Here is a 22,818-nt window from a genome sequence, read left to right as displayed (position 1 = left end):
GGCACTCACTTAAGTGGCTTAGCTCTGTAAGGGGTAAAGCAAGAGTGCCACATCAGATTTATCCGAACAACGCTCATGTTTTCGTATTACTATCTGGATCACGCTTCATACTGCAAACAGCATGCGTCACTTCAGTAAAAAGCGTTTTATGCGATGAAATTGGATTAGGTAAGCAGACTCGTGCGATTACAGAAAGCATGCAGAGTAACACAGGCATGAAAAAGCCACCCGAAGGTGGCCGTTTTGCTCTCGGGTAAGGGTTAAATCAATTTTATTTTGACGTCATAACCTGCAAGGCCAGTCATCGTCTCACGCGGGATCAACTCTATTTCGGCGACCTCTTTTTCAGAATGCTTACGCAGCTCGGCTATTTTCTCGGTAATCAGCGCCGAGATCTCCTCTTCAGCCTGCCGTTTAAGTTCGTCAATATTCATTTTGACCTCGTCTGGTTATTCATCAGAATCAATGCGCCAGTACGGTGTAGATTCCTTTATCTCTTAAAATGCAACCGCTTATAAAGTATAGACGATTGCCAGGGGTGCTGTTTGCCAAAGGCTCGCCTGGCGCAGGATAAATCTTTTTTGCGCGATAAAACCGCTGCCGCCTGCGGGATTTCCTTAACAGTTTCAGGCGTTGAGGGTACGGGTGAGCGAGAGCGCCACGCTTGCTGACGGTAACTTAAGCATATTCTGTAAGCCGTATTGCTGCTTGTGAACCATACTTAATGCAAACGGCATATTTCCTTTTCACCCATTTTAACGAAGGAGGAAGGTATGCAGTCTGTGAAACAACAAGATGTGATGTCATTGCAAAATTTCGATTTTCTGGCGTTAAGCTTCGCCCAAATGCAGTCTCAAGGGAGACGTGTTGATACGGAGGCCATAACAGGCAACATGGACAGGGATGGAAAAACGTGGTTTCTGAAGCGTTACAATTACTATCTCAACCACTTACGTAACGAAGCGCTGACGGAATAACACCTGGCGGGTAGCGAAAGCTGCCCGTTTTTATGTCCGACGCCCGCTCACTCATCCCCTTCAATAAGAAAACCCGCCTGCCGTATCGCCGTTTTACAATCACTGACGCCAGCGGCATACCCCGCCTCGATTTCACATACCGGGCTTGCGCTGATGAAAGGCAGCTTAACGGGCGTCATCAGTTGTTTCTCAAGCGCGGCTATTTGCCGTCTCGCCTTTAGCAACTCTGCTGCCATCACCGCATAGTCAGCGAGGCCTGGCGCGACGGCGTCTGGCTTCGCATCAGCTACCGCTTGCAAACGTTCATCACTTAAAGCAGTCATCGTCACGGCCTTTGCGTGTGGGTAGGTTTTACTGCGTAACGGCCTACGTATTTGTCAGCTTCCCCGTAAGCGCGTCTTTTTGTCCTGTATGGGCGGAGGCGGCATAGGCATCCAGTGCGTCACTTCAAGCCCGTAATAGTTCAAACCGCCTATCAGTATAGGATCGCAGAAGCCGCTTCTGGGGTTATATTTCGCCACGCCGACCCCTTCAGTAGTGTTTACTATATAGCTGAGAATGTGTTCCGAAACGTCAGGCAATCTGTGCTTTACCGGTGTCCACTGCATGGCCTCACCCCCGTCATTTCTGGCTCAGAGGGAAGTATAAAATTGCATTCCGGTCCGCCCGATTCATCCGTTTGTATTAGTTCTGCTAACCTGTGAGTCGTATCGCTTAACCGGGGTAATTATTGCATTCCTGCATAATAAGCCTGAAAGCAATTTTTATAGCGACACCGTGACCCGCGTCGTTTTCGTTGCCAGAGCATGGGGTTTAATCGCTCCGGGGAACGGACAAATCGGCCTCAGCCGCCCTGGAATGAATACATGTGGAGGTGGTTATTATGCGTTATTTTTAACAACGGTAACGTTATATCAATGCGAATAACTCTGACGTAAATACCAGGGTATTGCTGCCGATTTCACTTAGCAACGCTATTATGGCGCTGAGTGTAAAATATCACCCTCTTTTCGTTATAAAGATCCGCAACGGATATTTTAAAAATGTCAGAAAGGCGAACCCATGCCGTATCTCGGCGTTCTTATATTACTCGCCAGAACTTTAATATCCTTTTGCAGCAGGATATAAGCGTTGGTGTTGAGTTTTTTTACCAGTGAGTTTACGCACCCTGCGTCTCCGACAAGGAAGTGTTCTATTTTATCTGCCCCTTGTTGTGAACACACATATCGGGAAGGAATTTGCCGCCTGTCAACCTCAAGCTGGATTGGCTCTGCCGGGCATTTGCCTGATGATAGATAAGAGATGGTAAGGTTTGCAGCCTTAAATCCGGGCTGTGAGATACTTACCATAACCGGGCTACCGTCAGCTCTTTGGGTAATATTATATAAAACGGCATCTTTTTCATACCATACGTTATATTCATGTTGTTGTGCTGTAGCGTTAAAAGTGTGGCTTAACAACAAGACAAAGCCAAACAGTTTAAATAAATTTATCATTCTTTTATAATTGCAGTTTTAGATCTGCTAATCATTAAAAAAGCACTGCTAACATTCAAGCGAGATAAGACTACCCCTACCATTTTTTGTAGCTTTCTATGCCTGATAATTGTTCCAGAACAAATATTAAGCCTTACTGCTTGAGATTATGCTGGAATGCAGGCTGGAAAGTAGGGTTAACGGTTTTATAAGGTGAGTGTTACAAGGCGCCCGGTAAAGACAAAATCTACCTTTATTCTTTTTTCCTCTGATTTAACATTAATAGACTTTCTTACTTGCTGATTATTGCGCTAACAGATAAAAAAACCGGGCCTGCTGCCCGGTTTTAATTTTACAGGGGAACGCGGCTTACTCACTTAACCCACGGTTTTTCAGCATCGGCTCGATAAGCGGATCGTGGCCGCGCCAGTCGCGATAAAGCGCCTCTAAATCCGTACTGTTGCCGCGGGATAAAATCGCATCGCGGAACCGCTGGCCGTTCTCAGGCGTTAATCCGCCCTGTTCCACAAACCACTGGTAGCCATCGTCCGCCAGCATTTGCGTCCAGAGATAGGCGTAATAGCCCGCCGCATAACCGCCGCCGAAGATATGCGCGAAATAGCTGCTGCGATAGCGCGGCGGGACGGCGGGCAGCGCCACCTGCTCTTTTTCAAGCGCGGCAGCTTCAAAACGCGCTACATCGCCCACCTTTGTTTGCGGCGCAATGCTGTGCCAGTTCATATCGAGCAGCGCGGCGGCCAGCAGCTCGGTCATATCGTAGCCCTTGTTGAACTGCGCGGCGCGCAAGAGTTTTTCCCGCAGCGCCTCGGGCATCGGCTCGCCGGTCTGGTAATGACGGGCATAGCGGGCAAAGACCTGCGGATGACTCGCCCAGTGCTCGTTGATTTGCGACGGAAACTCGACAAAATCCCGCGGCGTGTTGGTGCCCGAGAGCGTGGCATAGCGCTGGCGGGCAAACAGCCCGTGCAGCGTGTGGCCAAACTCATGGAACAGCGTAATAACATCATCCCAGGAGATAAGCGCAGGCTGCCCCGCAGCCGGTTTCTGGTAATTACAGACGTTGTAGATCACCGGTCGGGTAGCGAACAGGGTGGATTGTTCGACAAAGTTGCCCATCCACGCCCCGCCGCTTTTGCTGTCGCGGGCAAAGAAATCGCCGTAAAAGAGCGCCAGCCCCTCGCCGCTTTTATCGAAAATCTCCCAGACCCGCACGTCCGGATGATAGGGCGGAATGTCGAAACGCTCGGTGAAGGTGATGCCGAACAGATCGCTTGCCGTGCGAAACACCCCTTCGGTGAGCACGCGGTTCAGCTCGAAGTAAGGCTTAATCTTCGCTTCATCGAGATCGTATTTCGCAAGGCGCACCTGCTCAGCATAAAAGGCCCAGTCCCAGGCCTGCGCCTGAAAACCGCCCTGCTGCTCATCAATCACCTGCTGAATATCCGCCAGCTCCTGGCGGGCGCGGGCCGTGGCGGCAGGCACGATGCCGCGCATAAAGCGCAGCGCCGCTTCCGGCGTTTTGGCCATCTGGTCGGCGATTTTCCAGCTGGCGAAATCGTCGAAGCCCAGCAGTTGAGCCTGCGCGGCGCGCAGTTCGGCAAGGCGGGAAACGATCGCCCGGGTGTCGTTAGCGTCATTTTTTTCGCTGCGCGACCAGCCCGCCTTAAACAGCGCTTCGCGCGTCGCGCGGTTTGCCAGCGACTGCAGCGCGGGCTGCTGGGTCGTATTTAGCAAGGGAATGAGCCATTTATCTTCCAGCCCTTTCTCTTTCGCCGCCTCCCGGGCCGCGAGTATTTCCGCCTCGCTTAAGCCCGTCAGCGCCTGCGCATCGTCCACTATCAGTCCGCCCGCTTTGGTGGCGGCAAGCAGGCGATTATTGAACTGGCTGGTGAGCTGCGCCGCTTCTTTATTAAGCGCCTTTAGCTGTGTTTTTTGCTCCTCGCCAAGCGTGGCGCCCGCGAGCATAAACTGCTGCCAGACGACCTCCAGCAGACGACGCGATTCCGCATCCAGACCCAGCTCCTGCCGCTGCTGGTAAACCGCATCAAGGCGGGAAAAAAGGTGGGCGTTAAGGTGAATGTCATCGGCGAGCTCCGCCAGCTCGGCGGAAAACTCCTCATCCAGCTTTTGCAGGTAGTCGTTGGTGTGCGCCGAGGTCATGGCGAAAAAGGTGCTGCTGACACGCCCGAGCATGCCGCCGCTCTTCTCAAGCGCCAGGCAGGTGTTTTCAAATGTCGGGGCATGCGGGTTCGCGGCGATAGCGGCGACCTCCTGGCGCTTGCGCCGCACCGCCTCATCAAACGCCGGGCGGTAGTGCTGATCGGTTATCACATCGAAACGCGGCGCTTCATAAGGCAGCGTGCTTGTTTCAAAAAAAGGGTTTTGCTCCAGCATGGTCACTCCCGTTTATGCAGTGAGGATTACGCTAGCTTATGCATCCCCCTGATAAACAGCAATGATTTCTCCGGCGATAGCGACGGCTATCTCCGCCGGCAGCTTGCCCTTAATATCCGGGAGCCCCACCGGGCAGCGCAGCTGTGCAAGCTGCGCCTCGCTGAGTCCTTTGCCGACGAGGCGATAATCGAAACGCTGGCGCTTCGTCTGCGAGCCGATAAGCCCGACATATTTCGCGTCGCCGCGTTTCAGTATGGCCTCGGTGAGTTCCAGATCGCGCGGGTGAGAATGGGTCATCACCACGTAATAACTGCCCGCCGCGCTTTGCGTTACCGCATCAACAGGCTCCTCCATCTGGCGCGTCGCCACGCCAGCGGGAATATGGCTGAACTGTCCTTCACGCTCGTCCACCCAGGTGATGCAAAGCGGCAAGGTGGCGAGCAGGCTCACCAGCGCCTGGCCGACGTGGCCTGCGCCAAAAACGATAACCTCGGGTTGCGGGCGCAGCAGCGGTTCGAACAGCACTGTAGTCATGCCGCCGCAACACTGCCCCGCCCGGGCGCCAAGCTGGAACGGCTCGCAGCGCGGACGCGTTTCGCGGTTCGTCAACATTTCGCGGGCAATCTGCACGCACTGGTGCTCCAGATTGCCGCCGCCGATGGTTAAAAAGCAGCCGTCGCGGGTAACCACCATTTTGGTGCCGCCGCTGCGCGGCACCGAGCCTTTCTCGTCCAGCAGCGTGAGTAAAACACACGGCTCGCGTTTTTTTCGCAGGTCGGCCAGCACCTCCAGCCAGTCGTCAAAATGCATCTGTCCCCTCCCGCTGCGCCTGCACAGCCCAGAAGACGCGCTCCGGGGTCGCCGGGGTATCCAGATGAGGATGTATGTTGTAACTACTCACGCTTGCTATCGCGTCCTGTATCGCGCACCAGACAGAAATCCCCAGCATAAACGGCGGCTCGCCCACCGCCTTCGAGCGGTAAACCGTCTGCTGGGCGTTAGCATGGCGCGCCAGCAGTTGCACATTCAACACAGGCGGCACGTCGCTGATGGCGGGGATTTTGTAGCTCATCGGGCTGTCCGTCACCAGTCTGCCCGTATCGTCCCATACCAGCTCCTCGGTAGTGAGCCAGCCCGCGCCCTGCACAAATCCGCCCTCAATCTGGCCGATGTCGATAGCCGGGTTCAACGAGTTGCCCACATCGTGAAGGATGTCGGTGCGCAGCAGCCGGTACTCGCCGGTCAGGGTGTCGATAAGCACCTCCGAACAGGCCGCGCCCCAGGAGAAGTAATAGAATGGCTCGCCCCGCCCCGCCTGGCGGTCGTAATGAATGCCCGGCACCTTGTAAAACCCGGTGGCGGAGAGCGGCACCTGGTTGAGCCAGGCAAGGTTCGCCACCTCCGCAAAGCTGAAATAACGCCCCGCCGCGCTCACTACGCCGTTGCTGAAATGCACCTCCTGCGGCTCGCAGCTATGCAGGCGGCAGAGCATCTCCACCAGCCGGGTTTTCAGCGTCAACGCGGCTATCTCCGCCGCCTTGCCGTTGAGATCGGCGCCTGAAGAGGCCGCCGTAGGCGACGTATTGGGCACTTTGCCGGTGCTGGCGGCGGTCACCTGAATGTTTTCCAGCGGCAGTTGCAGCACATCCGCCACGACCTGCGCCACTTTGGTGTTCAGCCCCTGCCCCATTTCAGTGCCGCCGTGGTTAAGCTGTACGGTGCCGTCGGTATAGATAAGGATCAGCGCCCCGGCCTGGTTGAGAAAACTGGAGGTAAACGAGATGCCGAATTTCACTGGCGTGAGCGCCAGCCCACGCTTCAACACCGGGCTGTGGGCGTTAAACGCGGCGATGCGCTCGCGGCGCGTAACGTAATCGGCAGATTGCATAAGCTGCCCGGTGATCGTCTGCAGTAAATTTTGCCGCACCGTCTGGCCGTAGTGGGTCACGTCACGGCCCTCGCCCCCGTAATAGTTGCGCTGGCGCACCGTTAACGGGTCAAGACGCAGCTTACGGGCGATGCTGTCCATAATCTGTTCAATCGCCACCATGCCCTGCGGCCCGCCGAAGCCGCGATAGGCGGTATTGGAGGCGAGGTTGGTTTTACAACGGTAGCCCGTCACTTTCGCATCGCCCAGATAGTAAGCGTTATCGGCATGAAACATGGCCCGGTCGCAAATAGAGCCGGAGAGATCGAGCGAGTAACCACAGTTGGCGGCAAGCTCGATTTTCACGCCGTGCAGCACCCCTTCGTCAGTAAAACCGACATCGTAGCGAACAAAAAACGGGTGGCGCTTGCCGGTGATGCGCATGTCGTCACGCCGGGCGAGCCGCAGCTTTGCCGGCCTGCCGGTAAGCGCCGCCGCCAGCGCCGCGTGACAGGCGATACCCGCCGCCTGGGTCTCCTTGCCGCCGAAGCCGCCGCCCATACGGCGCATATCGACCGTTATCTTATTCATGGTAAGGCCCAGCACCGAGGCCACCAGCTTTTGTACCTCCGTCGGGTGTTGCGTGGAGGAGAAAACCTGCACGGCGCCGTCTTCGCCGGGCAGCGCCATGGCAATTTGCCCTTCCAGATAAAAATGCTCCTGGCCGCCGATATGAAACGCGCCCTGAAGGCGGTGCGGCGCACGGGCCAGCGCGCTGTCAGCGTCGCCGCGCTGCTGAACATGCGGCGCCTCTACATAGCTTTCCCGCGCCAGCGCGGTTTCAACATCCAGCACCGCCTCAAGCGGCTCGTAATCAATCACCGCGGCCTGCGCCGCCGCTCTGGCCGCCTGCGGGGTTTGCGCGGCCACCATTAACACCACCTGCCCGTGGTACTCCACTTTCTCTCTGGCGAACAGCGGGTCGCCGGGCGCCAGCGGGCCGATATCCAGCTCGCCCGGCACATCCTGCCAGCTAAACACCCGCACCACGCCCGAAACGGCGTAACAAGGCGCCGTGTCCACATGCAAAATTTTGGCGTGGGCATGCGGGCTCAGCACCGGGCACAGGTGCAGCAGACCCGGCGGCGCAAGCTTATCGTCGATATACTCCGCCTGGCCGCACACTTGTTTATCCGCGCTTTCATGCTTGCGGCTGCGCCCGACGCCGCCCGCCAGCTCGCGCCGGAACTGTTCGATAAGCGCCTGTTCCGAAAGCCGCACAGGGTTAGTAGACATAAGAGACCTCCAGCGCAGCGGGTTGCGTTTGTTGCAGGTAAAAGCGTCTGAGCAGGTTTTGGGCGACGGCCAGGCGGTAAGCGCCGCTGCCGCGAAAATCGGTTAGCGGCTGGTAATCAAGACTCAGCGCACGCCCGGCGGCGGCAAGAGATTCATGCGTGAAGGGCTGGCCGATAAGCGCCGTTTCGGCGTTCAGCGCCCGGGCGGGCACGGCGGCCATCCCGCCAAAGGCAAGCCGCGCGGCAGTAATCACGCCCTCTTCGATATGAATGTTGAACGCCGCAGAGACGGTGGAAATATCATCTTCATGCCGCTTAGAGACTTTCCAGGCGGCAAACAAAGGTGACACTGTCACCAAAGGAATAATGATCGCTTCAATAAACTCGCCAGCCTGCAAGGCGGTTTTGCGGTAACCCAGGAAGAAATCATCCAGCGGCAAACGACGCTGCGTCTCGCCGCAACGCAATATCAGAGTGGCGTTGAGCGCCAGCAGCAGCGGCGCGATGTCGCCGATGGGTGAGGCGTTCGCCAGGTTGCCGCCTGCGGTGCCCTGATTGCGCACTGGCTGAGAAGCAAAACGTTCCAGCAGCTGACTAAAAGCCGGAATGATATCGCCAAGCCGTTCGCGGCAGGCGTTGAGGCTTGCCGCAGCGCCGATAACAACCCGCTCATCGTCAACATCGATGCGCCTGAGTTCCGCCACCTCGCCCAGAGAAATCATGAGCGGCAGCGTCTGGTGCTGCTGCGTAATGGCGAGCGCCAGGTCGGTGCCGCCTGCCAGCAGACGGGCCTGCGGATGGCGTTGACAGAGCGATGCCAGCTCGTCCACCGTTTTGGGCGCAAGTACGCGGTTGCGCCAGGCCAGTTCATCGGTGGCGTGAGACGCTAAGGCTTGTAGCCGCGCCACGGTCTGCGCCTCCTGCTGCGTAAAGATATCGGGCTCGCTGAGCGCGCATGCGCGCTGCGCGGCTTCGATAATCGGCCGGTAGCCGGTGCAGCGGCAGAGGTTGCCGCCGAGGTGCTGCTCTACGGTGCGACGGTCGCTCCCCGCCCCTGACTTTTGCAGCGCAAAGGCGGACATCACAAAGCCCGGCGTGCAGAAGCCGCACTGCGAGGCGTGATTATCGGCAAAATGCTGCTGAACCGGATGCAGCGCGCCGTTGTGCGCCAGGTCTTCCACCGTCAGCAGCTGTTTGCCGTTGAGCTGGCTTACCAGCAGCAGGCAGCTGTTGGCGGTTTCATAGCGCATCCGTCCCGCTTCCACGCGCCCGAGCGCCACGGTGCACGCGCCGCAGTCGCCTGAGGCGCAGCCCTCTTTGGTGCCGCTGCGCCGGGCGGTTTCCCGCAGCCAGTTGAGCACGGTGGTATTCGGGTCAGTCTCTTCCAGCGTAACGAGCGTCTGGTTTTGCAGAAAACGGATCATGCCGCCACCTCCAGCGCGTCACGCTGCCAGACGCATTTGCCGTTCACCCAGGTGCGCCAGATGTTGCGGTCGTCGCCAAGCGTCATCAGGACGAAGAGCTTCTCGTAAATGTCGCGGCTGTTGTTAAAGCGCAGCGTTTGCAGCGGCGTGACGGCCGGGTCGAGCACCACGAAATCCGCTTCTTTGCCAGGCTGGAAATTGCCGATTTTGTCATCCAGATCCAGCGCATGCGCCCCGCCGAGAGTGGCATGATAAAACGCTTCGCTGGCGCAGAGCCGGTAGCTTTGCAGCTGCGCTACTTTGTAGGCTTCGCCAAGCGTTTGCAGCATGCTGAACGTCGTGCCTGCGCCGACATCGGTGCCGATGCCCATACGCACCCGCTTTTGCTGACAGGTCTGGAGGCGAAACAGCCCGCTGCCTAAAAAGAGATTGGAGGTGGGACAGAACGCCACCGAAGAGTCCGTGTTGCGCAGGCACTCCCACTCCTGCTCCGCTAAATGAATGGCGTGGGCGAAGACGCTGCGTTTGCCGGTGAGCTGGTAATGATGGTAGACGCCAAGGTAGCTTTCATGCTCCGGCCACAGCGCCTGCACCCAGGCGACTTCGTCCAGGTTTTCGCTAAGATGAGTATGCAGCCAGGTGTCGGGGTACGCTTCGCGCAACGCCTGGACCGCCGCCAGCAGCTGCGGCGACGACGTGGGCGCAAAGCGCGGCGTCAGCGCATAGCCAAGCCGTCCGTTATTGTGCCAGCGCTCGATAAGTTCACGCGTTTGCTGGTAACTCTGCTCCACGCTTTCCGTGAGATAGTCCGGCGCGTTGCGGTCCATCATCACTTTGCCGGCGATAAGGCGCATCTCAAGCCTCTGCGCGGCGCTGAACAGCGCATCCACCGATTGCGGATGCACGGTGCCAAAGACCAGCGCGGTCGTCGTGCCGTTCGCCAGCAGTTGATTCAGGAAAAAAGCGGACATCCGCGCCGCGTGATCCGGGCTGTGATACTGCCCTTCGACCGGAAACGTGTAATTCTCAAGCCATGTCAGCAGTTGCTCGCCGTAGGCGCCAATCATTTCGGTCTGCGGGTAGTGGATATGGCTGTCGACAAACCCCGGGACAATCAGCTTGCCGCGATAGTCGAGATAATCCTGCTCATGGCGCAGTTGCGCGCGCCCCTCTTCCCAGGGCAACAGGCTGACGATGCGCCCTTCGTCGAGCAGCAGCAGGCCATCCTCTATATTGCGGGCGCGTTGCGCAATCGCCTCCGCCCCCTCCGCTACGGCGGTAATATCGAAAAAGTGGCCGCGAATGGCCGTGGTCCAGGGCATCGCCATAGCAATTCCTCATCGTATGCGTTTTATGTGTACGTCGCAGGTGACTTGATAAGAAAGCTTTTGCAAAGTCGATGCCAGTTTTGTTTTTTATTAATCTCCTTATATAACAGCAAGATGCGTGATTTTAAGTCTCGTTGCGCAACAAACCCCAGCAATTAAAGGGTGGCAAACGGTTGCTAAAATAAGCAATCGATTTCGATTTAACATGGCGCGCTGACGCTGCACCATTGCTCTGCGCGTTAAGCGCGCATTTGCACCATCGCAAGGCAAGACGTGGGGAAACTTAAACTTCCTTGACCGACAGCGGAATGGGCGTGCTAAGGTAATACGACACAAAAAGCGTTGAGGAACAGAGAGATGATTATTCTGGTTACCGGTGCGACGGCAGGTTTTGGTGAGTGCATTACCCGTCGTTTTATTCAAAATGGTCATAAAGTCATCGCCACGGGGCGCCGCCAGGAGCGGTTAAAGGAGCTCAAAGATGAGCTTGGCGATAACCTCTTTACCGCGCAGCTCGACGTGCGCAACCGCGCCGCCATCGAAGAGATGCTGAGCAGCCTGCCGCTGGAGTGGCGCGAAATCGACGTGCTGGTTAACAACGCGGGCCTGGCGCTGGGTCTGGAACCCGCTCATAAAGCGAGCGTGGAAGACTGGGAAACCATGATCGATACCAACAACAAGGGGCTGGTCTATATGACCCGCGCGGTGCTGCCGGGCATGGTAGAGCGCAACCGCGGTCACATTATCAACCTGGGCTCAACGGCGGGCAGCTGGCCTTATGCAGGCGGGAATGTCTATGGCGCGACCAAAGCGTTTGTTCGCCAGTTCAGCCTTAACCTGCGCACCGACCTGCATGGCACGGCGGTTCGCGTGACCGATATCGAGCCGGGTCTCGTGGGCGGCACCGAGTTCTCTAACGTACGCTTTAAAGGCGACGATGATAAAGCGGGCAAAACCTATGAAAATACCAACGCCCTGACGCCGGAAGATGTAACCGAGGCGGTCTGGTGGGTCGCCACCCTGCCTGCGCACGTTAACATCAACACGCTGGAGATGATGCCGGTCAGCCAGACTTACGCCGGGCTTAGCGTTCACCGCAAAGCATAAATCGCTTTCCCTCCCCGGCCGCCCGGGCCGGGTATGGGCGAGGTAATAAAAAAATGGTAAATTGAATCGGTTACTCGCTGAAAAAGTAGAAATCGATGGCCGCTGAAACCCCGCTTAACCCCACCCAACCGGTGAACCAACAGATCTATCGCATTCTGCGTCGCGATATCGTCCACTGCCTTATTCCCCCTGGTACGCCGCTTTCGGAAAAAGAGGTTTCGGTGCGCTTTGATGTTTCGCGCCAGCCGGTGCGTGAAGCGTTCATTAAGCTTGCGGAAAACGGCCTGATTCAAATTCGCCCGCAACGCGGCAGTTTTGTGAATAAAATCTCGCTCTCCCAGGTGCGCAACGGCTGTTTTGTCCGCCAGGCGATTGAGCGCGCGGTCGTGCAGCGCGCCGCCACCATGATTACCGATGCTGACCTCTACCAGCTGGAGCAAAATCTCAACCAGCAACGCACCGCCATTGACCGCAAACAGCTTAACGATTTCTTCCTGCTTGACGACGAGTTTCACCATAAGCTCGCCCAGATGGCGGACTGTCAGCTCGCCTGGGATACGGTGGAAAACATCAAAGCGGCGATCGACCGGGTGCGCTACATGAGCCTTGACCATGTTTCCCCGCCGGAAATGCTGTTGCGCCAGCACGCCGATATTTTTCACGCTCTGGAAAAACGCGACCCGCAGGCCGCAGATGACGCCATGCGCGTACATTTGCAGGAGATAAGCGAGTCGGTGCAGCTAATCCGTCAGGAAAACCGCGACTGGTTCAGCGAAGAGTAACGCCTGTGATATTCATCACACAAATGCGTCGGTTTTGATCGAGATTAACGTTTTTCACCGCTCGCTTTTTAAAATGGGGCTCGTCTGAATTGCCGACAATCGTTCAGAGGAGAAACCACAATGATGACATACGATCGTAACCGCAATGCAATCACTACCGGCAGCCGCGTCATGGTAAGCGGCACCGGGCAGACCGGCGTGATTACCGCCATTCACAGCGAAGGCCTGAGCGCCGAGCAGGTTCGCCGCGCCAAAACGGTGGAAGTGGAAGGTTGCGAAGGTAAATTTGAACCGGTTGAGCTGATTCGTCTCGGTTTGCATTAATCGTGGTGAATGCCGCTGCGGCGGCATTTTTTCTCACGCTCCCCGCTCTTTTTTATCCGCCATTTTCGGGTGTTGGCCTTACGCTGTTTTAGACGCTGAAAGAGATGAAGCAGCGCGGTGCAGCATACAATGCCGCCCAAAGACGGCATTGCCAACGGCCTCAGGAAAGCGCTTTCGCGTACTGCGCCACCGTGGTTTTCGCCCCTTTCTCCAGCAGTAACTTATATGCTTCGCTGACCTGCGCGACAAACTCCGGCTGCGTCGCCAGATCGTCGCCGAAAATAGCCTTCAACCCCAGCAGCGCCTTAACGCGCGCGTCGCCCTCCTCGCTGTTGCGTACCGCCTGCTGAATGGCGTCAAGCAGCGGATCGCAGACGTCGATCGCGTCTCCCTGCTCATCCACGCCGCCGACGTAGCGCATCCAGCCCGCCACGCCGAGCGTCAGCAGATCGTGGCGGCTGCCGTTCGCCCGGTGCCAACGAATGGAATCGAGCCAGCGCTGTGGCAGCTTCTGGCTGCCGTCCATGGCGATTTGCCAGGTGCGGTGGCGCAGCGCCGGGTTGCTGTAACGTTCAATCAGCAGACGGGCGTAGTGTGCCAGATCCACGTCCTGCACGTTTAATGTCGGCGCCTGCTCTTTCAGCATTAGCGCGTGCGCGGCGCGGCGGAAATTCTCATCTTCCATGCACGTATTAATGTGCTGATAACCCGCCAGGTAGCCGAGGTAAGCCAGGAATGAGTGGCTGCCGTTGAGCATGCGCAGCTTCATCTCTTCAAACGGCACGACATCACTAACCAGCTCCGCGCCGGCTTTTTCCCACGCCGGACGGCCCGCCACAAAGTTATCTTCAATCACCCACTGGCGGAACGGCTCGCAGGCAACGCCCGCCGGGTCGCGCACGCCGGTGAGCTGTTCGATTTTATCCAGCGTTTCGGTTGTGACGGCGGGAACAATGCGGTCCACCATCGTGGAGGGGAACGTGACGTTCTGCGCAATCCATTCTGCTAGATCCGCATCCAGCGCGCGGGCATAAGCCAGCACCACGTTGCGGGTGACATGACCGTTTTCCGGCATGTTGTCACATGACATAACGCTAAAAGGCGCAAGGCCCATCTTCCTGCGCGCCGCCAGCGCGGCGACGATGACGCCCGGCGCAGATTTCGGCTGCTGCGGATTTTTAAGATCGGCGGCAATCAGCGGATTATCCAGCATCAGTTGCCCCGTTGCCGGCGCGTGGCAATAACCCTTTTCGGTAATGGTCAGTGAGATGATAGCGACCTGCGGTTCGCACAGCGCGTCCATGACGCGCGCAAACCCGTCGACCTGCGCATGCAGCGCTGTTTTTACCACGCCGACGACGCGGGCGCGCCAGGCGTCGGCCGACATCTCCGCCACGGTATACAGACACTGTTGATGATTGAGATCCGCAATCTGCTGTTCGCCGCCGATTAAATTGACCTCGCAATAGCCCCAGTCGCTGTTGTGCTCCGCCGCGAGAATATCGGTGTAAACACCCTGATGGGCGCGATGAAATGCGCCAAAGCCGAGGTGCACAATGCGGGTTGTCAAACGGTTGCGGTTATAGGCAGGCAGAATAGCCTTTGCCGTTAAGAGACTCTTTTCCATTTTATAATCCAGGGTGAATGAAAAGACCAGGTCAGATTACATCTTGTATGGTTGTAGACTTTGATTTGTATTAACCTTTGCTCGATTGGTACAACATCATAAAAAGTTGTGTGACAGCTTTTACGGGATGAGCTTATCCAATGAACGCGCGGGTTCTGGCTGGCTGCCGGGATGCGGGCGCATCCCGGTGATTTATGAAACGCCGTCTCCTGGTAACTAGTGTTCCCAGCGCTGGTATTCACCCTTACGCCGCTTCGGGGCGGTTTCCGGCATGGTAAGCAAACCAATGATGGAGACAATGCCCAGCACAATGACATATGCCGCCATGCCGTAGTAATGCCCACCGGTCATTTGCAGAATTTTAACCGCCACCAGGCCAAGCACCCCACTCCCCACCAGCGAGCCAATTTGCCAGATAAGCGCAATACCGCTACAGCGAATATGCGTAGGAAAGAGTTCCGGAAAGTAAGACGCTTGCGGCGCATAACACATGCTATGGCCAAGCGTAATAACGACAATCATCGCCATTTGCGTCAGCCAGTAAACATCCTGATTGATAGCCATAAAGAAAGGAATAATGGCTATGACCTGGAGTAACGCGCCAGCAATATAGACAGGTTTACGCCCTATTTTATCGCTTAACGCGCCCATTGCCGGAATAGCAAAAATTTCCAGCAGGACTGCAACAATCATGCTGTCCATGAGAATAGTGGCGTTCAGATTATTTGCTTTACCGTAAGCCAGTACGATTACGGTAAACATAGCGAACGTGCAGGCTTCGATTAATTTTGCGCAGACGCCTTTTGTGACAATACCGGGATAATTACGGATAACCTCAATAACCGGTCGTGATTCCGCGGCTTTGGTTTCTCTTATTTGGGCAAACACGGGGGATTCATCAATGCGCAACCGAATAAACAACCCGACAATGACCAGCAAAGCGCTGAGTAAAAACGGAATACGCCAGCCGTAATCCATCATAGCGTCCGGCGAGAGAAAACTGTTCAACAAGGCGAACAACGCCATAGGTAAAAGGAAGCCTGCCGGCGCGCCAATCTGTACCCAGCTTGAAAAAAAGCCGCGCCGCGCCGGCATGGAATATTCGGCAGTCATCAGTACCGCGCCCGCCTGCTCGCCGCCCACGCCAAAACCTTGTAATACCCTTATTAAAATCAATAACACAGGCGCCCATATACCGATCTTTTCATAGGTCGGCAGCAGGCCAATACAAAATGTGCCCAGCCCGACGATAAGGATAGTAATAACCAGCGCTTTTTTACGCCCGACTTTATCGCCAATATGGCCGAAGACAATACCGCCTAAAGGACGGGCTAAAAAACCGACGGCATAAGTGGCAAAGGCGGCAAGCGTACTAATAAGCGGATCGCTGCTCGGGAAAAAAAGGTGGCCAAAAAAGAGCACCGCTGCGGTGCCATAAGCAAAAAAATCGTAATATTCCGCAGCGGTGCCTATGGCAGAGGCAGAAGCAACCCGTTTTATTATTGGGGTATTATCAACATTATTCTTAATATCTGTTGTGCTAACCATAATGTTCTACCTGTGTCAGATTAAAAATTAATTCCGGCGTAGGGTTGATTGATTTACCAGTTCCACAGCGTGCCGTCTTCAAGGCGGGCGACTGGCAGATAAGCCGGATCGTAGGGGTATTTTGCCGCCCGCTTTTCGTCGAATTCGATCCCCAGGCCCGGCTTCTCGCCCGGATGCATATAGCCGTTGTCGAAGCGCCAGCTGTGCGGGAAGACTTCCAGCATTTGCTCGGAATAACCCATGTACTCCTGTACGCCAAAATTCGGCACCCAGAGATCGAAATGGAGCGCAGCGGCATGGCAAATCGGCGACAGATCGGATGGGCCGTGCGAGCCGGTGCGCACCTGGTAAAGCGAGGCAAAATCGGCGATGCGTCGCATGCCGGTAATCCCCCCTGCGTGGGTAATGGTGGTGCGAATGTAGTCGATAAGCTGCTCTTCAATCAGTTGCTTGCAGTCCCAGATGCTATTGAAAACTTCACCTACCGCAATCGGCGTGACCGTATGCTGGCGAATCAGGCGGAAGCAGGCCTGGTTTTCCGCAGGCGTCGGGTCTTCCATCCAGAACAGGCGGTAATCTTCAATGCTTTTGCCAAAACGCGCGGCTTCAATCGGCGTCAGGCGGTGGTGCATATCGTGAAGCAGGTGCTCATGGAAGCCGAATTTGTCGCGCACCGCGGCGAAGAGCTTCGGCGTAAAGTCGAGGTATTTTTCGCTGGACCAGAGCTGCTCTTCCGGCCACTCGCCTTTCGTGGCGGGCTCGTACGCCAGCCCCTTGCCTTTCGCCATGCCGTAGGTGGTTTTCATTCCCGGCACGCCGCACTGCACGCGAATCGCTTTGAATCCCATCTCTTTGTGGCGCGCGTAGTCATCCAGCACTTCATCAATGCTGTGGCCGGTGGTGTGGCAGTAAACCATTACGCCCTCACGCGAAGCGCCGCCGAGCAATTGATAAAGCGGCATATTGGCGGCTTTGGCTTTGATGTCCCACAGCGCCATATCAATGGCGGAAATAGCCGACATCGTCACGGGCCCGCGACGCCAGTAAGCGCCCTTATAAAAAAACTGCCAGATATCCTCAATGCGCTGCGCATCGCGCCCCACCAGCTGCGGACAGAGATGATCGCGCAGGTAGCTTGCGACAGACAGCTCGCGCCCGTTAAGCGTCGCGTCGCCAAGCCCAGTCAGGCCATCTTCGGTCGTGATTTTCAATGTGACGAAGTTGCGGCCCGGGCAAGTGACAAAGACTTCAGCCTTGCTGATTTTCATGAATACCTCCTTCTGAATGGCGCATTCAGGCCTCTTCTGAATACGCAATGACCAACTGACCTAACTACCATACAAGTTATATTACAAAAAGAATGCGTCCCGGCTCACAAAGCAACAAGGCGGACGACGCGCAGAGGCACTCCCCGCTGCGCCTTATTTTCAGGCTCGCCCCCAGCCTGCGACGATAATCAGCATGCCGCAAAGCGCCACGCCTGCACCCAGCCAGTCGTAAACGCTGAGCCTGACGCCGTCCACGACGCGCAGCCATAACAGCGCGGTCATGACATAAACGCCGCCGTAGGCCGCATAGACTCGTCCACTCGCCGCCGGATGGAGCGTAAGCAGCCAGACAAACAGCGCAAGAGAGAGCGCGGCAGGCAGCAAAAGCCACGACGACGCGCCCTTTTTCAGCCACAGCCAGGGCAAAAAGCAGCCGACGATTTCCGCCAGCGCGGTGACGAAAAAAAGCAGCGTTGTTTTGATCATATTGAGGTCCATCGTGGATAATTATCACTGTCGCCGGGCGCTGTGCGCGCTAAAAAGGCGGTGATATAGTAAAGCCTGCCGGTTAACCGGCAAGTGTTGCTTCATATAAAAGGAAACCGCAATGAAAACTCTCCTTCGCCACTCCCTGCTGATGGCGCTGGTGGCCGGCGCGTTCAGCCTGGCGTTACCGGCGCAGGCGGAAACCAGCAAGCTGATTATCGAATCTGGTGACAGCGCGCAGAGCCGTCAGAACGCCGCGATGGACAAAGAGCAATGGAATGACACCCGTTCTTTACGCCACAAAGTGAATACCCGCGCCGAAAAAGAGTGGGATAAAGCCGATGTCGCGTTTGATAGTCGCGACAAGTGCGAGCAGAGCGCCAACCTCAACGCCTACTGGGAGCCTAACACCCTGCGTTGTCTTGACCGCCGTACCGGTCGCCCGCTCGCGCCCTGACGCCAACGCCAAAGGCTTCCGCCCGGAAGCCTTTCTCTTCGCTAAAAAGGATTTGTCATGTCTGAACTGACTGTGAAACTGCGCCCGCTTGAGCGCGAAGATCTTCGCTTCGTCCATCAGCTTGATAACAATGCGAGCGTGATGCGCTACTGGTTTGAAGAGCCGTACGAGGCCTTTGTCGAACTCTCCGATCTCTACGATAAACATATCCACGACCAGAGCGAACGGCGGTTTGTGGTGGAGTGCAACGGCGAGAAAGCGGGTCTGGTGGAGCTGGTTGAAATCAACCACGTTCACCGCCGTGCGGAGTTTCAGATAATTATCTCTCCCGACCACCAGGGCCGCGGGCTTGCTTCGCGCGCCGCGAAGCTTGCCATGGATTACGGCTTTACGGTGCTCAATCTCTATAAGCTGTACCTGATTGTCGATAAAGAGAACGAGAAAGCGATTCATATCTATCGCAAGCTGGGTTTTCAGGTGGAGGGCGAACTTATCGATGAATTTTTTATCAACGGCGAATACCGCACCACTATTCGCATGTGCATTTTCCAGCACCACTATCTGGCGAAGCATAAAACGCCCGGCAGCAGCCTGCTGAAGCCCACCGCGCAATAAAGCCTGCCGCGTTGCGGTGGGTGGCGTTTCGCTTTATCGCCCTACGCGGGTTTCGAGGCGCGGGCAAGTAGAGCGTCACCCGCCCGCGAGACGCCGTTCTCAATAATAATCAATGGTGTTTTCGATGGTGTACTTATGGTGCACCGGCGGGGTGGCGCTCTCGTCAGTAATCTCCAGCTCGCAGCTCACCGGATTGAAATGGTTGTCATAATCGCAAGTCTGCTTTACGCGCCCCATGGTCTTATCGTTAAGCGTGCTGACAGCGGTGTAATCGAGCTTTTTACGGTTATCGGCAACGGTCGAAGCCACCGTCAGCCTGAGTTTATCCGCCACGGTCGTTTTGCCGAGTGGGTAGCCTTCCGCATCGTAACGGTAATCGATGGTTGTGCCTTTACCGCGCGCCTTCACCACAAAGCCGCTGTCGTTAGTGTCGTAAACGACGCCCGCCGCGGGCAATTCCGCCAGCTGGCATTTACCCTGCAGTTTTACCCGCTTCTCCTGCGAGGCGGCGTCGAGGTAGTAGTTCGCGTTCAGCACCAGCGCCGCGCCGGAGTTATCTTCAAGGTTATGAAACTCGAGCGTGTCGAAGCACCCCTCCTGCGAGAGCGTGCCGGTTACCCGCTTCGCCACCTCGCCTTTTTCATTCATGAGCGTCTGGCTGAAATCTTTAACCGGGCCGCGCAGGGGATCAAAGTCAAATTCATTCGAAAAGCTCGCCATTTCCGGCGTAAAGGCCTGCGGGGTGGAAGCACCGTCGCAGCCTGCCAGCAGCCAGAGGGCTGAAAGCGTCATCAGGGCTCGTTTCACGCTAATATCCATTCGTCCTGTCAGGGGGTTACATACACGTTAATACAAGGATTTACGTTCTGTCTGCTATGCTTAGTTTAACCGCTTTGCACAGAAGGAGCGCAATATGAAACGTCACGTTCTGGCCAGCACTATTCTGCTTATCGCCGCCGCGCCTGCGCTGGCGCAGCAAAATTCTTGCGAACGGGTCAGAGATGAAATCCAACAGCGAATCATCAATAACGGCGTGCCGGAGTCGGGTTTCACCCTTTCCATTGTGCCTAACGATCAGGCCGATAAGCCCGATGCGCAGGTCGTGGGCCACTGCGCTAATGATACACAAAAGATCCTCTACACGCGCACCAGCAGCGGCAACACAACAAACGCCGCGCCAGCCCAGGAAGGCGCCCCCAGCGAACCGCAATAACTTTCCGGGCGCATAAGCGCCCTTTTTGTTTTTTATTCCCCTTCTTTGACCATCGTTAATACCCCCTACCTCATAATGGTTAATACTCCCGCCGCGCGTCACAGATGATGACGTCGTTAATAACGCTAAAAACGCCTTCACACCTTCCTTTTGCAGGAAGCACTAAGGAGTGAGCATGTCGAACGTTCAACACCCCGGCGGGATAAGCCGCCGTACCCTTGTAAAAACCACTGCCCTCGGCGGCCTTGCCCTTGCCGCTGGCGGATTTCCACTTCCCTTTATCCCCAAAAGCCTTGCGGCGCAGACCAGCCTGCCGCCTTCGTCGCCCGAGCGTATTATCTGGAGCGCTTGCACAGTCAACTGCGGCAGCCGCTGCCCGCTGCGCATGCATGTTGTTGATGGCGAAATACGCTACGTTGAAACGGACAACACCGGCGACGACAACTATGACGGCTTACATCAGGTGCGCGCCTGTCTGCGCGGTCGTTCGATGCGCCGCCGGGTTTATAACCCCGATCGTCTGAAATACCCGATGAAACGGGTGGGTAAACGCGGTGAAGGCAAGTTTGTCCGCATCAGCTGGGAGGAGGCTTTCGATACGCTCGCCAGAGAAATGCAGCGTATTATAAAGACTTATGGCAACGAGGCCATTTACCTGAACTACGGTACCGGGACGCTCGGCGGCACAATGACCCGCTCCTGGCCGCCCGGTAAGACGCTGATAGCGCGCCTGATGAACTGCTGCGGCGGCTATCTGAATCATTATGGCGACTACTCTACCGCGCAGATTGCCGCCGGGTTGAATTACACCTACGGCGGCTGGGCGGAAGGCAACAGCCCCTCTGATATTGAAAACAGCCAGTTAGTGGTTCTGTTCGGCAACAACCCCGGCGAAACGCGCATGAGCGGCGGCGGCGTGACTTATTACCTTGAACAGGCGCGTGAGAAATCCAACGCCCGCATGATAATCATCGACCCACGGTACACCGACACCGGCGCCGGGCGTGAAGATGAGTGGATCCCCATTCGCCCGGGCACCGACGCCGCGCTGGTTTCAGGGCTCGCCTGGGTGATGATTACCGAGAATCTCGTCGACCAGGCATTTCTTGATACGTACTGCGTTGGCTACGACGGAAAAACGCTGCCTGCGGGCGCGCCCGCCAATGGCCATTACAAAGCCTATATTCTCGGCCAGGGCGACGACGGTATCGCGAAAACGCCGCAGTGGGCCGCCGCAATTACCGGCATACCGGCCGCGCGGATCGTGAAGCTTGCACGGGAAATAGCCTCCGCGAAACCCGCTTTTATCTCTCAGGGCTGGGGCCCTCAGCGCCACTCAAATGGCGAACTGGTCTCGCGCGCTATCGCCATGTTGCCTCTTCTCACCGGCAACGTCGGCATTCACGGCGGCAACAGCGGCGCGCGGGAAGGCGCTTACGCCATGCCGTTTGAACGGATGCCGACGCTGGAAAACCCGGTGCAAGCCAGCATTTCGATGTTCATGTGGACAGACGCCATTGTACGGGGACCGGAAATGACCGCCCTGCGCGATGGCGTTCGCGGTAAAGCGAAGCTGGATGTGCCGATTAAAATGATTTGGAACTACGCCAGCAATTGCCTGATTAACCAGCATTCGCAAATCAATCGCACCCATGAGATTTTGCAGGACGACAATCTGTGCGAACTGATTGTGGTTATCGACAATCACATGACCTCGTCGGCGAAATATGCCGACTTGCTACTGCCCGACTGCACCGCCTCTGAGCAGATGGATTTTGCCCTGGATGCCTCCTGCGGCAACATGGATTACGTCATTTTTGCCGATCAAGCCATCAGCCCGCGCTTCGAGTGCAAAACGATTTATGAGATGACCTCTGAGATTGCTAAACGCATGGGCGTTGAGCAGCAGTTCACCGAAGGACGCACGCAGGAAGAATGGCTTCGTCACCTTTACGAACAATCCCGCAAGGCGCTGCCGGAACTGCCGGACTTCGATACGTTCCGTCAGCAGGGCATTTTCAAAAAACGCGATCCAGACGGCCATTTTGTCGCCTACAAAGCGTTTCGCGACGATCCGCAGGCCAACCCGCTGTCCACGCCCTCCGGCAAAATTGAAATTTACTCCAGCCAGCTTGCACAGATTGCCGACAGCTGGACGCTCGAAAAAGGCGACGTTATTCATCCTCTGCCTGTTTATAGCCCCGGCTTCGAGCACTACGACGACCCGCTGCGCGAGAAGTACCCGCTGCAGTTGACCGGCTTTCATTACAAAGCGCGAACCCACTCTACCTATGGCAACGTCGACGTGCTGAAGGCGGCCTGTCGCCAGGAGATGTGGATGAACCCAATCGATGCAACACCTCGCGGCATTGTCAGCGGCGATACGGTGCGTATTTTCAACGATCGCGGCGAAGTGCGTATTGAGGTGAAGGTCACGCCGCGCATTATCCCGGGGGTCGTGGCGTTGGGCGAAGGCGCATGGTACGACCCGGACGCGCAAGGCATTGACCATGCGGGATGCATTAACGTTCTCACCACCCAGCGTCCCTCACCGCTCGCCAAGGGCAACCCTTCGCACAGCAATCTGGTCGAAATCGAGAAGGTTTAAGG

Annotated in this window: 21 protein-coding genes; 8 read left to right on the top strand and 13 right to left on the bottom strand. The window is 56.4% G+C overall.

The genetic code is table 11. The annotated features are described in order from the left end of the window. Positions 1 to 260: 260 nt before the first annotated feature. Positions 261 to 434 (bottom strand): addiction module toxin, GnsA/GnsB family, encoded by a 174-nt coding sequence (locus tag MT962_RS06570; protein ID WP_024558349.1) that lies wholly within the window; start codon positions 432 to 434, stop codon positions 261 to 263. Between the two features lie 339 nt (positions 435 to 773). Here MT962_RS06570 and MT962_RS06565 point away from each other — a divergent pair, with 339 nt between their 5' ends. After that, entirely contained in the window at positions 774 to 977 is a 204-nt protein-coding gene (locus MT962_RS06565) for a glycogen synthesis protein GlgS (RefSeq protein WP_071788501.1), read from the top strand. A 47-nt stretch (positions 978 to 1,024) separates the two neighbouring features. Here the strand turns inward: MT962_RS06565 and MT962_RS06560 are convergent, their stop codons facing one another. The 7 genes from MT962_RS06560 to guaD form a co-directional block, all read right to left on the bottom strand. Further along, positions 1,025 to 1,300: a hypothetical protein gene (locus MT962_RS06560; RefSeq protein ID WP_024558348.1), complete on the bottom strand. Its 276-nt coding sequence runs from the start codon at positions 1,298 to 1,300 to the stop codon at positions 1,025 to 1,027. Positions 1,301 to 2,023: 723 nt separating this feature from the next. Next, positions 2,024 to 2,473: a hypothetical protein gene (locus tag MT962_RS06555; RefSeq protein WP_247365212.1), complete on the bottom strand. Its 450-nt coding sequence runs from the start codon at positions 2,471 to 2,473 to the stop codon at positions 2,024 to 2,026. A 348-nt stretch (positions 2,474 to 2,821) separates the two neighbouring features. After that, complete coding sequence (gene dcp, locus MT962_RS06550) at positions 2,822 to 4,867, bottom strand: peptidyl-dipeptidase Dcp (protein ID WP_247365210.1); 2,046 nt, start codon at positions 4,865 to 4,867, stop codon at positions 2,822 to 2,824. 36 nt (positions 4,868 to 4,903) lie between these two features. Next, positions 4,904 to 5,677 carry a xanthine dehydrogenase accessory protein XdhC gene (gene xdhC, locus MT962_RS06545; protein WP_247365208.1) on the bottom strand — a complete coding sequence of 258 codons (774 nt, stop codon included), beginning with the start codon at positions 5,675 to 5,677 and terminating at the stop codon, positions 4,904 to 4,906. Continuing rightward, positions 5,667 to 8,030: a xanthine dehydrogenase molybdopterin binding subunit gene (xdhB, locus tag MT962_RS06540; protein WP_247365207.1), complete on the bottom strand. Its 2,364-nt coding sequence runs from the start codon at positions 8,028 to 8,030 to the stop codon at positions 5,667 to 5,669. Before xdhB ends, xdhC begins: the two co-directional genes overlap by 11 nt. Further along, positions 8,020 to 9,453: a xanthine dehydrogenase small subunit gene (xdhA, locus tag MT962_RS06535; RefSeq protein WP_247365206.1), complete on the bottom strand. Its 1,434-nt coding sequence runs from the start codon at positions 9,451 to 9,453 to the stop codon at positions 8,020 to 8,022. The genes xdhB and xdhA overlap by 11 nt, the downstream gene beginning before the upstream one ends. Then, positions 9,450 to 10,781 carry a guanine deaminase gene (gene guaD / locus MT962_RS06530; protein ID WP_024561092.1) on the bottom strand — a complete coding sequence of 444 codons (1,332 nt, stop codon included), beginning with the start codon at positions 10,779 to 10,781 and terminating at the stop codon, positions 9,450 to 9,452. Before guaD ends, xdhA begins: the two co-directional genes overlap by 4 nt. A gap of 357 nt (positions 10,782 to 11,138) precedes the next feature. Here guaD and ydfG point away from each other — a divergent pair, with 357 nt between their 5' ends. From ydfG to ydfZ, 3 genes are all read left to right on the top strand, one after another. Beyond that, positions 11,139 to 11,888, top strand: coding sequence for a bifunctional NADP-dependent 3-hydroxy acid dehydrogenase/3-hydroxypropionate dehydrogenase YdfG (gene ydfG / locus MT962_RS06525; RefSeq protein ID WP_024557088.1), 750 nt, complete (start codon positions 11,139 to 11,141; stop codon positions 11,886 to 11,888). A gap of 95 nt (positions 11,889 to 11,983) precedes the next feature. Continuing rightward, positions 11,984 to 12,670 carry a GntR family transcriptional regulator gene (locus tag MT962_RS06520; RefSeq protein ID WP_024557089.1) on the top strand — a complete coding sequence of 229 codons (687 nt, stop codon included), beginning with the start codon at positions 11,984 to 11,986 and terminating at the stop codon, positions 12,668 to 12,670. A 120-nt stretch (positions 12,671 to 12,790) separates the two neighbouring features. Then, positions 12,791 to 12,994 carry a putative selenium delivery protein YdfZ gene (gene ydfZ, locus MT962_RS06515; protein ID WP_024557090.1) on the top strand — a complete coding sequence of 68 codons (204 nt, stop codon included), beginning with the start codon at positions 12,791 to 12,793 and terminating at the stop codon, positions 12,992 to 12,994. A gap of 160 nt (positions 12,995 to 13,154) precedes the next feature. Here the strand turns inward: ydfZ and MT962_RS06510 are convergent, their stop codons facing one another. The 4 genes from MT962_RS06510 to MT962_RS06495 all read right to left on the bottom strand — a co-directional run bounded on the left by MT962_RS06510 (position 13,155) and on the right by MT962_RS06495 (position 17,923). Further along, complete coding sequence (locus MT962_RS06510; protein WP_247365205.1) at positions 13,155 to 14,621, bottom strand: fructuronate reductase; 1,467 nt, start codon at positions 14,619 to 14,621, stop codon at positions 13,155 to 13,157. 216 nt (positions 14,622 to 14,837) lie between these two features. Continuing rightward, positions 14,838 to 16,169, bottom strand: coding sequence for an MFS transporter (locus MT962_RS06505; protein ID WP_024557092.1), 1,332 nt, complete (start codon positions 16,167 to 16,169; stop codon positions 14,838 to 14,840). Between the two features lie 53 nt (positions 16,170 to 16,222). Then, the gene (gene manD, locus MT962_RS06500; protein ID WP_024561095.1) at positions 16,223 to 17,437 is read right to left on the bottom strand and encodes a D-mannonate dehydratase ManD; all 1,215 of its coding nucleotides are present in this window, start codon (positions 17,435 to 17,437) and stop codon (positions 16,223 to 16,225) included. A 159-nt stretch (positions 17,438 to 17,596) separates the two neighbouring features. After that, the gene (locus tag MT962_RS06495; RefSeq protein WP_024557094.1) at positions 17,597 to 17,923 is read right to left on the bottom strand and encodes a YnfA family protein; all 327 of its coding nucleotides are present in this window, start codon (positions 17,921 to 17,923) and stop codon (positions 17,597 to 17,599) included. 121 nt (positions 17,924 to 18,044) lie between these two features. Here MT962_RS06495 and MT962_RS06490 point away from each other — a divergent pair, with 121 nt between their 5' ends. Both MT962_RS06490 and speG read left to right on the top strand, forming a co-directional pair. Then, positions 18,045 to 18,380 (top strand): DUF1283 family protein, encoded by a 336-nt coding sequence (locus MT962_RS06490; RefSeq protein ID WP_024557095.1) that lies wholly within the window; start codon positions 18,045 to 18,047, stop codon positions 18,378 to 18,380. Positions 18,381 to 18,437: 57 nt separating this feature from the next. Further along, positions 18,438 to 18,995, top strand: a complete 558-nt coding sequence (gene speG, locus MT962_RS06485; RefSeq protein ID WP_024557096.1) for a spermidine N1-acetyltransferase — start codon at positions 18,438 to 18,440, stop codon at positions 18,993 to 18,995. A 99-nt stretch (positions 18,996 to 19,094) separates the two neighbouring features. Here the strand turns inward: speG and MT962_RS06480 are convergent, their stop codons facing one another. Next, positions 19,095 to 19,802: a YnfC family lipoprotein gene (locus MT962_RS06480; protein WP_024557097.1), complete on the bottom strand. Its 708-nt coding sequence runs from the start codon at positions 19,800 to 19,802 to the stop codon at positions 19,095 to 19,097. Positions 19,803 to 19,908: 106 nt separating this feature from the next. Between MT962_RS06480 and MT962_RS06475 the strand changes: the two genes are divergently transcribed. Continuing rightward, positions 19,909 to 20,208, top strand: coding sequence for a DUF1161 domain-containing protein (locus MT962_RS06475; protein ID WP_024557098.1), 300 nt, complete (start codon positions 19,909 to 19,911; stop codon positions 20,206 to 20,208). Between the two features lie 175 nt (positions 20,209 to 20,383). After that, positions 20,384 to 22,816, top strand: coding sequence for a dimethylsulfoxide reductase subunit A (gene dmsA, locus MT962_RS06470; RefSeq protein ID WP_247365204.1), 2,433 nt, complete (start codon positions 20,384 to 20,386; stop codon positions 22,814 to 22,816). The last annotated feature ends 2 nt before the right edge of the window (positions 22,817 to 22,818 follow it).

The organism is Franconibacter sp. IITDAS19 (assembly GCF_023079515.1).
Classification (GTDB): domain Bacteria; phylum Pseudomonadota; class Gammaproteobacteria; order Enterobacterales; family Enterobacteriaceae; genus Franconibacter; species Franconibacter pulveris.
This window is presented reverse-complemented; position numbering and strand designations above follow the sequence as displayed.

Bases quoted from the DNA above. Each gene is read 5' to 3' on its own strand.
- MT962_RS06565 (WP_071788501.1), top strand. From the start codon at position 774: ATGCAGTCTGTGAAACAACAAGATGTGATGTCATTGCAAAATTTCGAT.
- dcp (WP_247365210.1), bottom strand. From the start codon at position 4,867: ATGCTGGAGCAAAACCCTTTTTTTGAAACAAGCACGCTGCCTTATGAA.
- ydfG (WP_024557088.1), top strand. From the start codon at position 11,139: ATGATTATTCTGGTTACCGGTGCGACGGCAGGTTTTGGTGAGTGCATT.
- MT962_RS06555 (WP_247365212.1), bottom strand. From the start codon at position 2,473: ATGATAAATTTATTTAAACTGTTTGGCTTTGTCTTGTTGTTAAGCCAC.
- MT962_RS06495 (WP_024557094.1), bottom strand. From the start codon at position 17,923: ATGATCAAAACAACGCTGCTTTTTTTCGTCACCGCGCTGGCGGAAATC.
- guaD (WP_024561092.1), bottom strand. From the start codon at position 10,781: ATGGCGATGCCCTGGACCACGGCCATTCGCGGCCACTTTTTCGATATT.
- MT962_RS06475 (WP_024557098.1), top strand. From the start codon at position 19,909: ATGAAACGTCACGTTCTGGCCAGCACTATTCTGCTTATCGCCGCCGCG.
- xdhA (WP_247365206.1), bottom strand. From the start codon at position 9,453: ATGATCCGTTTTCTGCAAAACCAGACGCTCGTTACGCTGGAAGAGACT.
- xdhC (WP_247365208.1), bottom strand. From the start codon at position 5,677: ATGCATTTTGACGACTGGCTGGAGGTGCTGGCCGACCTGCGAAAAAAA.
- MT962_RS06505 (WP_024557092.1), bottom strand. From the start codon at position 16,169: ATGGTTAGCACAACAGATATTAAGAATAATGTTGATAATACCCCAATA.
- MT962_RS06570 (WP_024558349.1), bottom strand. From the start codon at position 434: ATGAATATTGACGAACTTAAACGGCAGGCTGAAGAGGAGATCTCGGCG.
- xdhB (WP_247365207.1), bottom strand. From the start codon at position 8,030: ATGTCTACTAACCCTGTGCGGCTTTCGGAACAGGCGCTTATCGAACAG.
- MT962_RS06560 (WP_024558348.1), bottom strand. From the start codon at position 1,300: ATGACTGCTTTAAGTGATGAACGTTTGCAAGCGGTAGCTGATGCGAAG.
- ydfZ (WP_024557090.1), top strand. From the start codon at position 12,791: ATGATGACATACGATCGTAACCGCAATGCAATCACTACCGGCAGCCGC.
- MT962_RS06510 (WP_247365205.1), bottom strand. From the start codon at position 14,621: ATGGAAAAGAGTCTCTTAACGGCAAAGGCTATTCTGCCTGCCTATAAC.
- speG (WP_024557096.1), top strand. From the start codon at position 18,438: ATGTCTGAACTGACTGTGAAACTGCGCCCGCTTGAGCGCGAAGATCTT.
- manD (WP_024561095.1), bottom strand. From the start codon at position 17,437: ATGAAAATCAGCAAGGCTGAAGTCTTTGTCACTTGCCCGGGCCGCAAC.
- MT962_RS06520 (WP_024557089.1), top strand. From the start codon at position 11,984: ATGGCCGCTGAAACCCCGCTTAACCCCACCCAACCGGTGAACCAACAG.
- MT962_RS06490 (WP_024557095.1), top strand. From the start codon at position 18,045: ATGAAAACTCTCCTTCGCCACTCCCTGCTGATGGCGCTGGTGGCCGGC.
- dmsA (WP_247365204.1), top strand. From the start codon at position 20,384: ATGTCGAACGTTCAACACCCCGGCGGGATAAGCCGCCGTACCCTTGTA.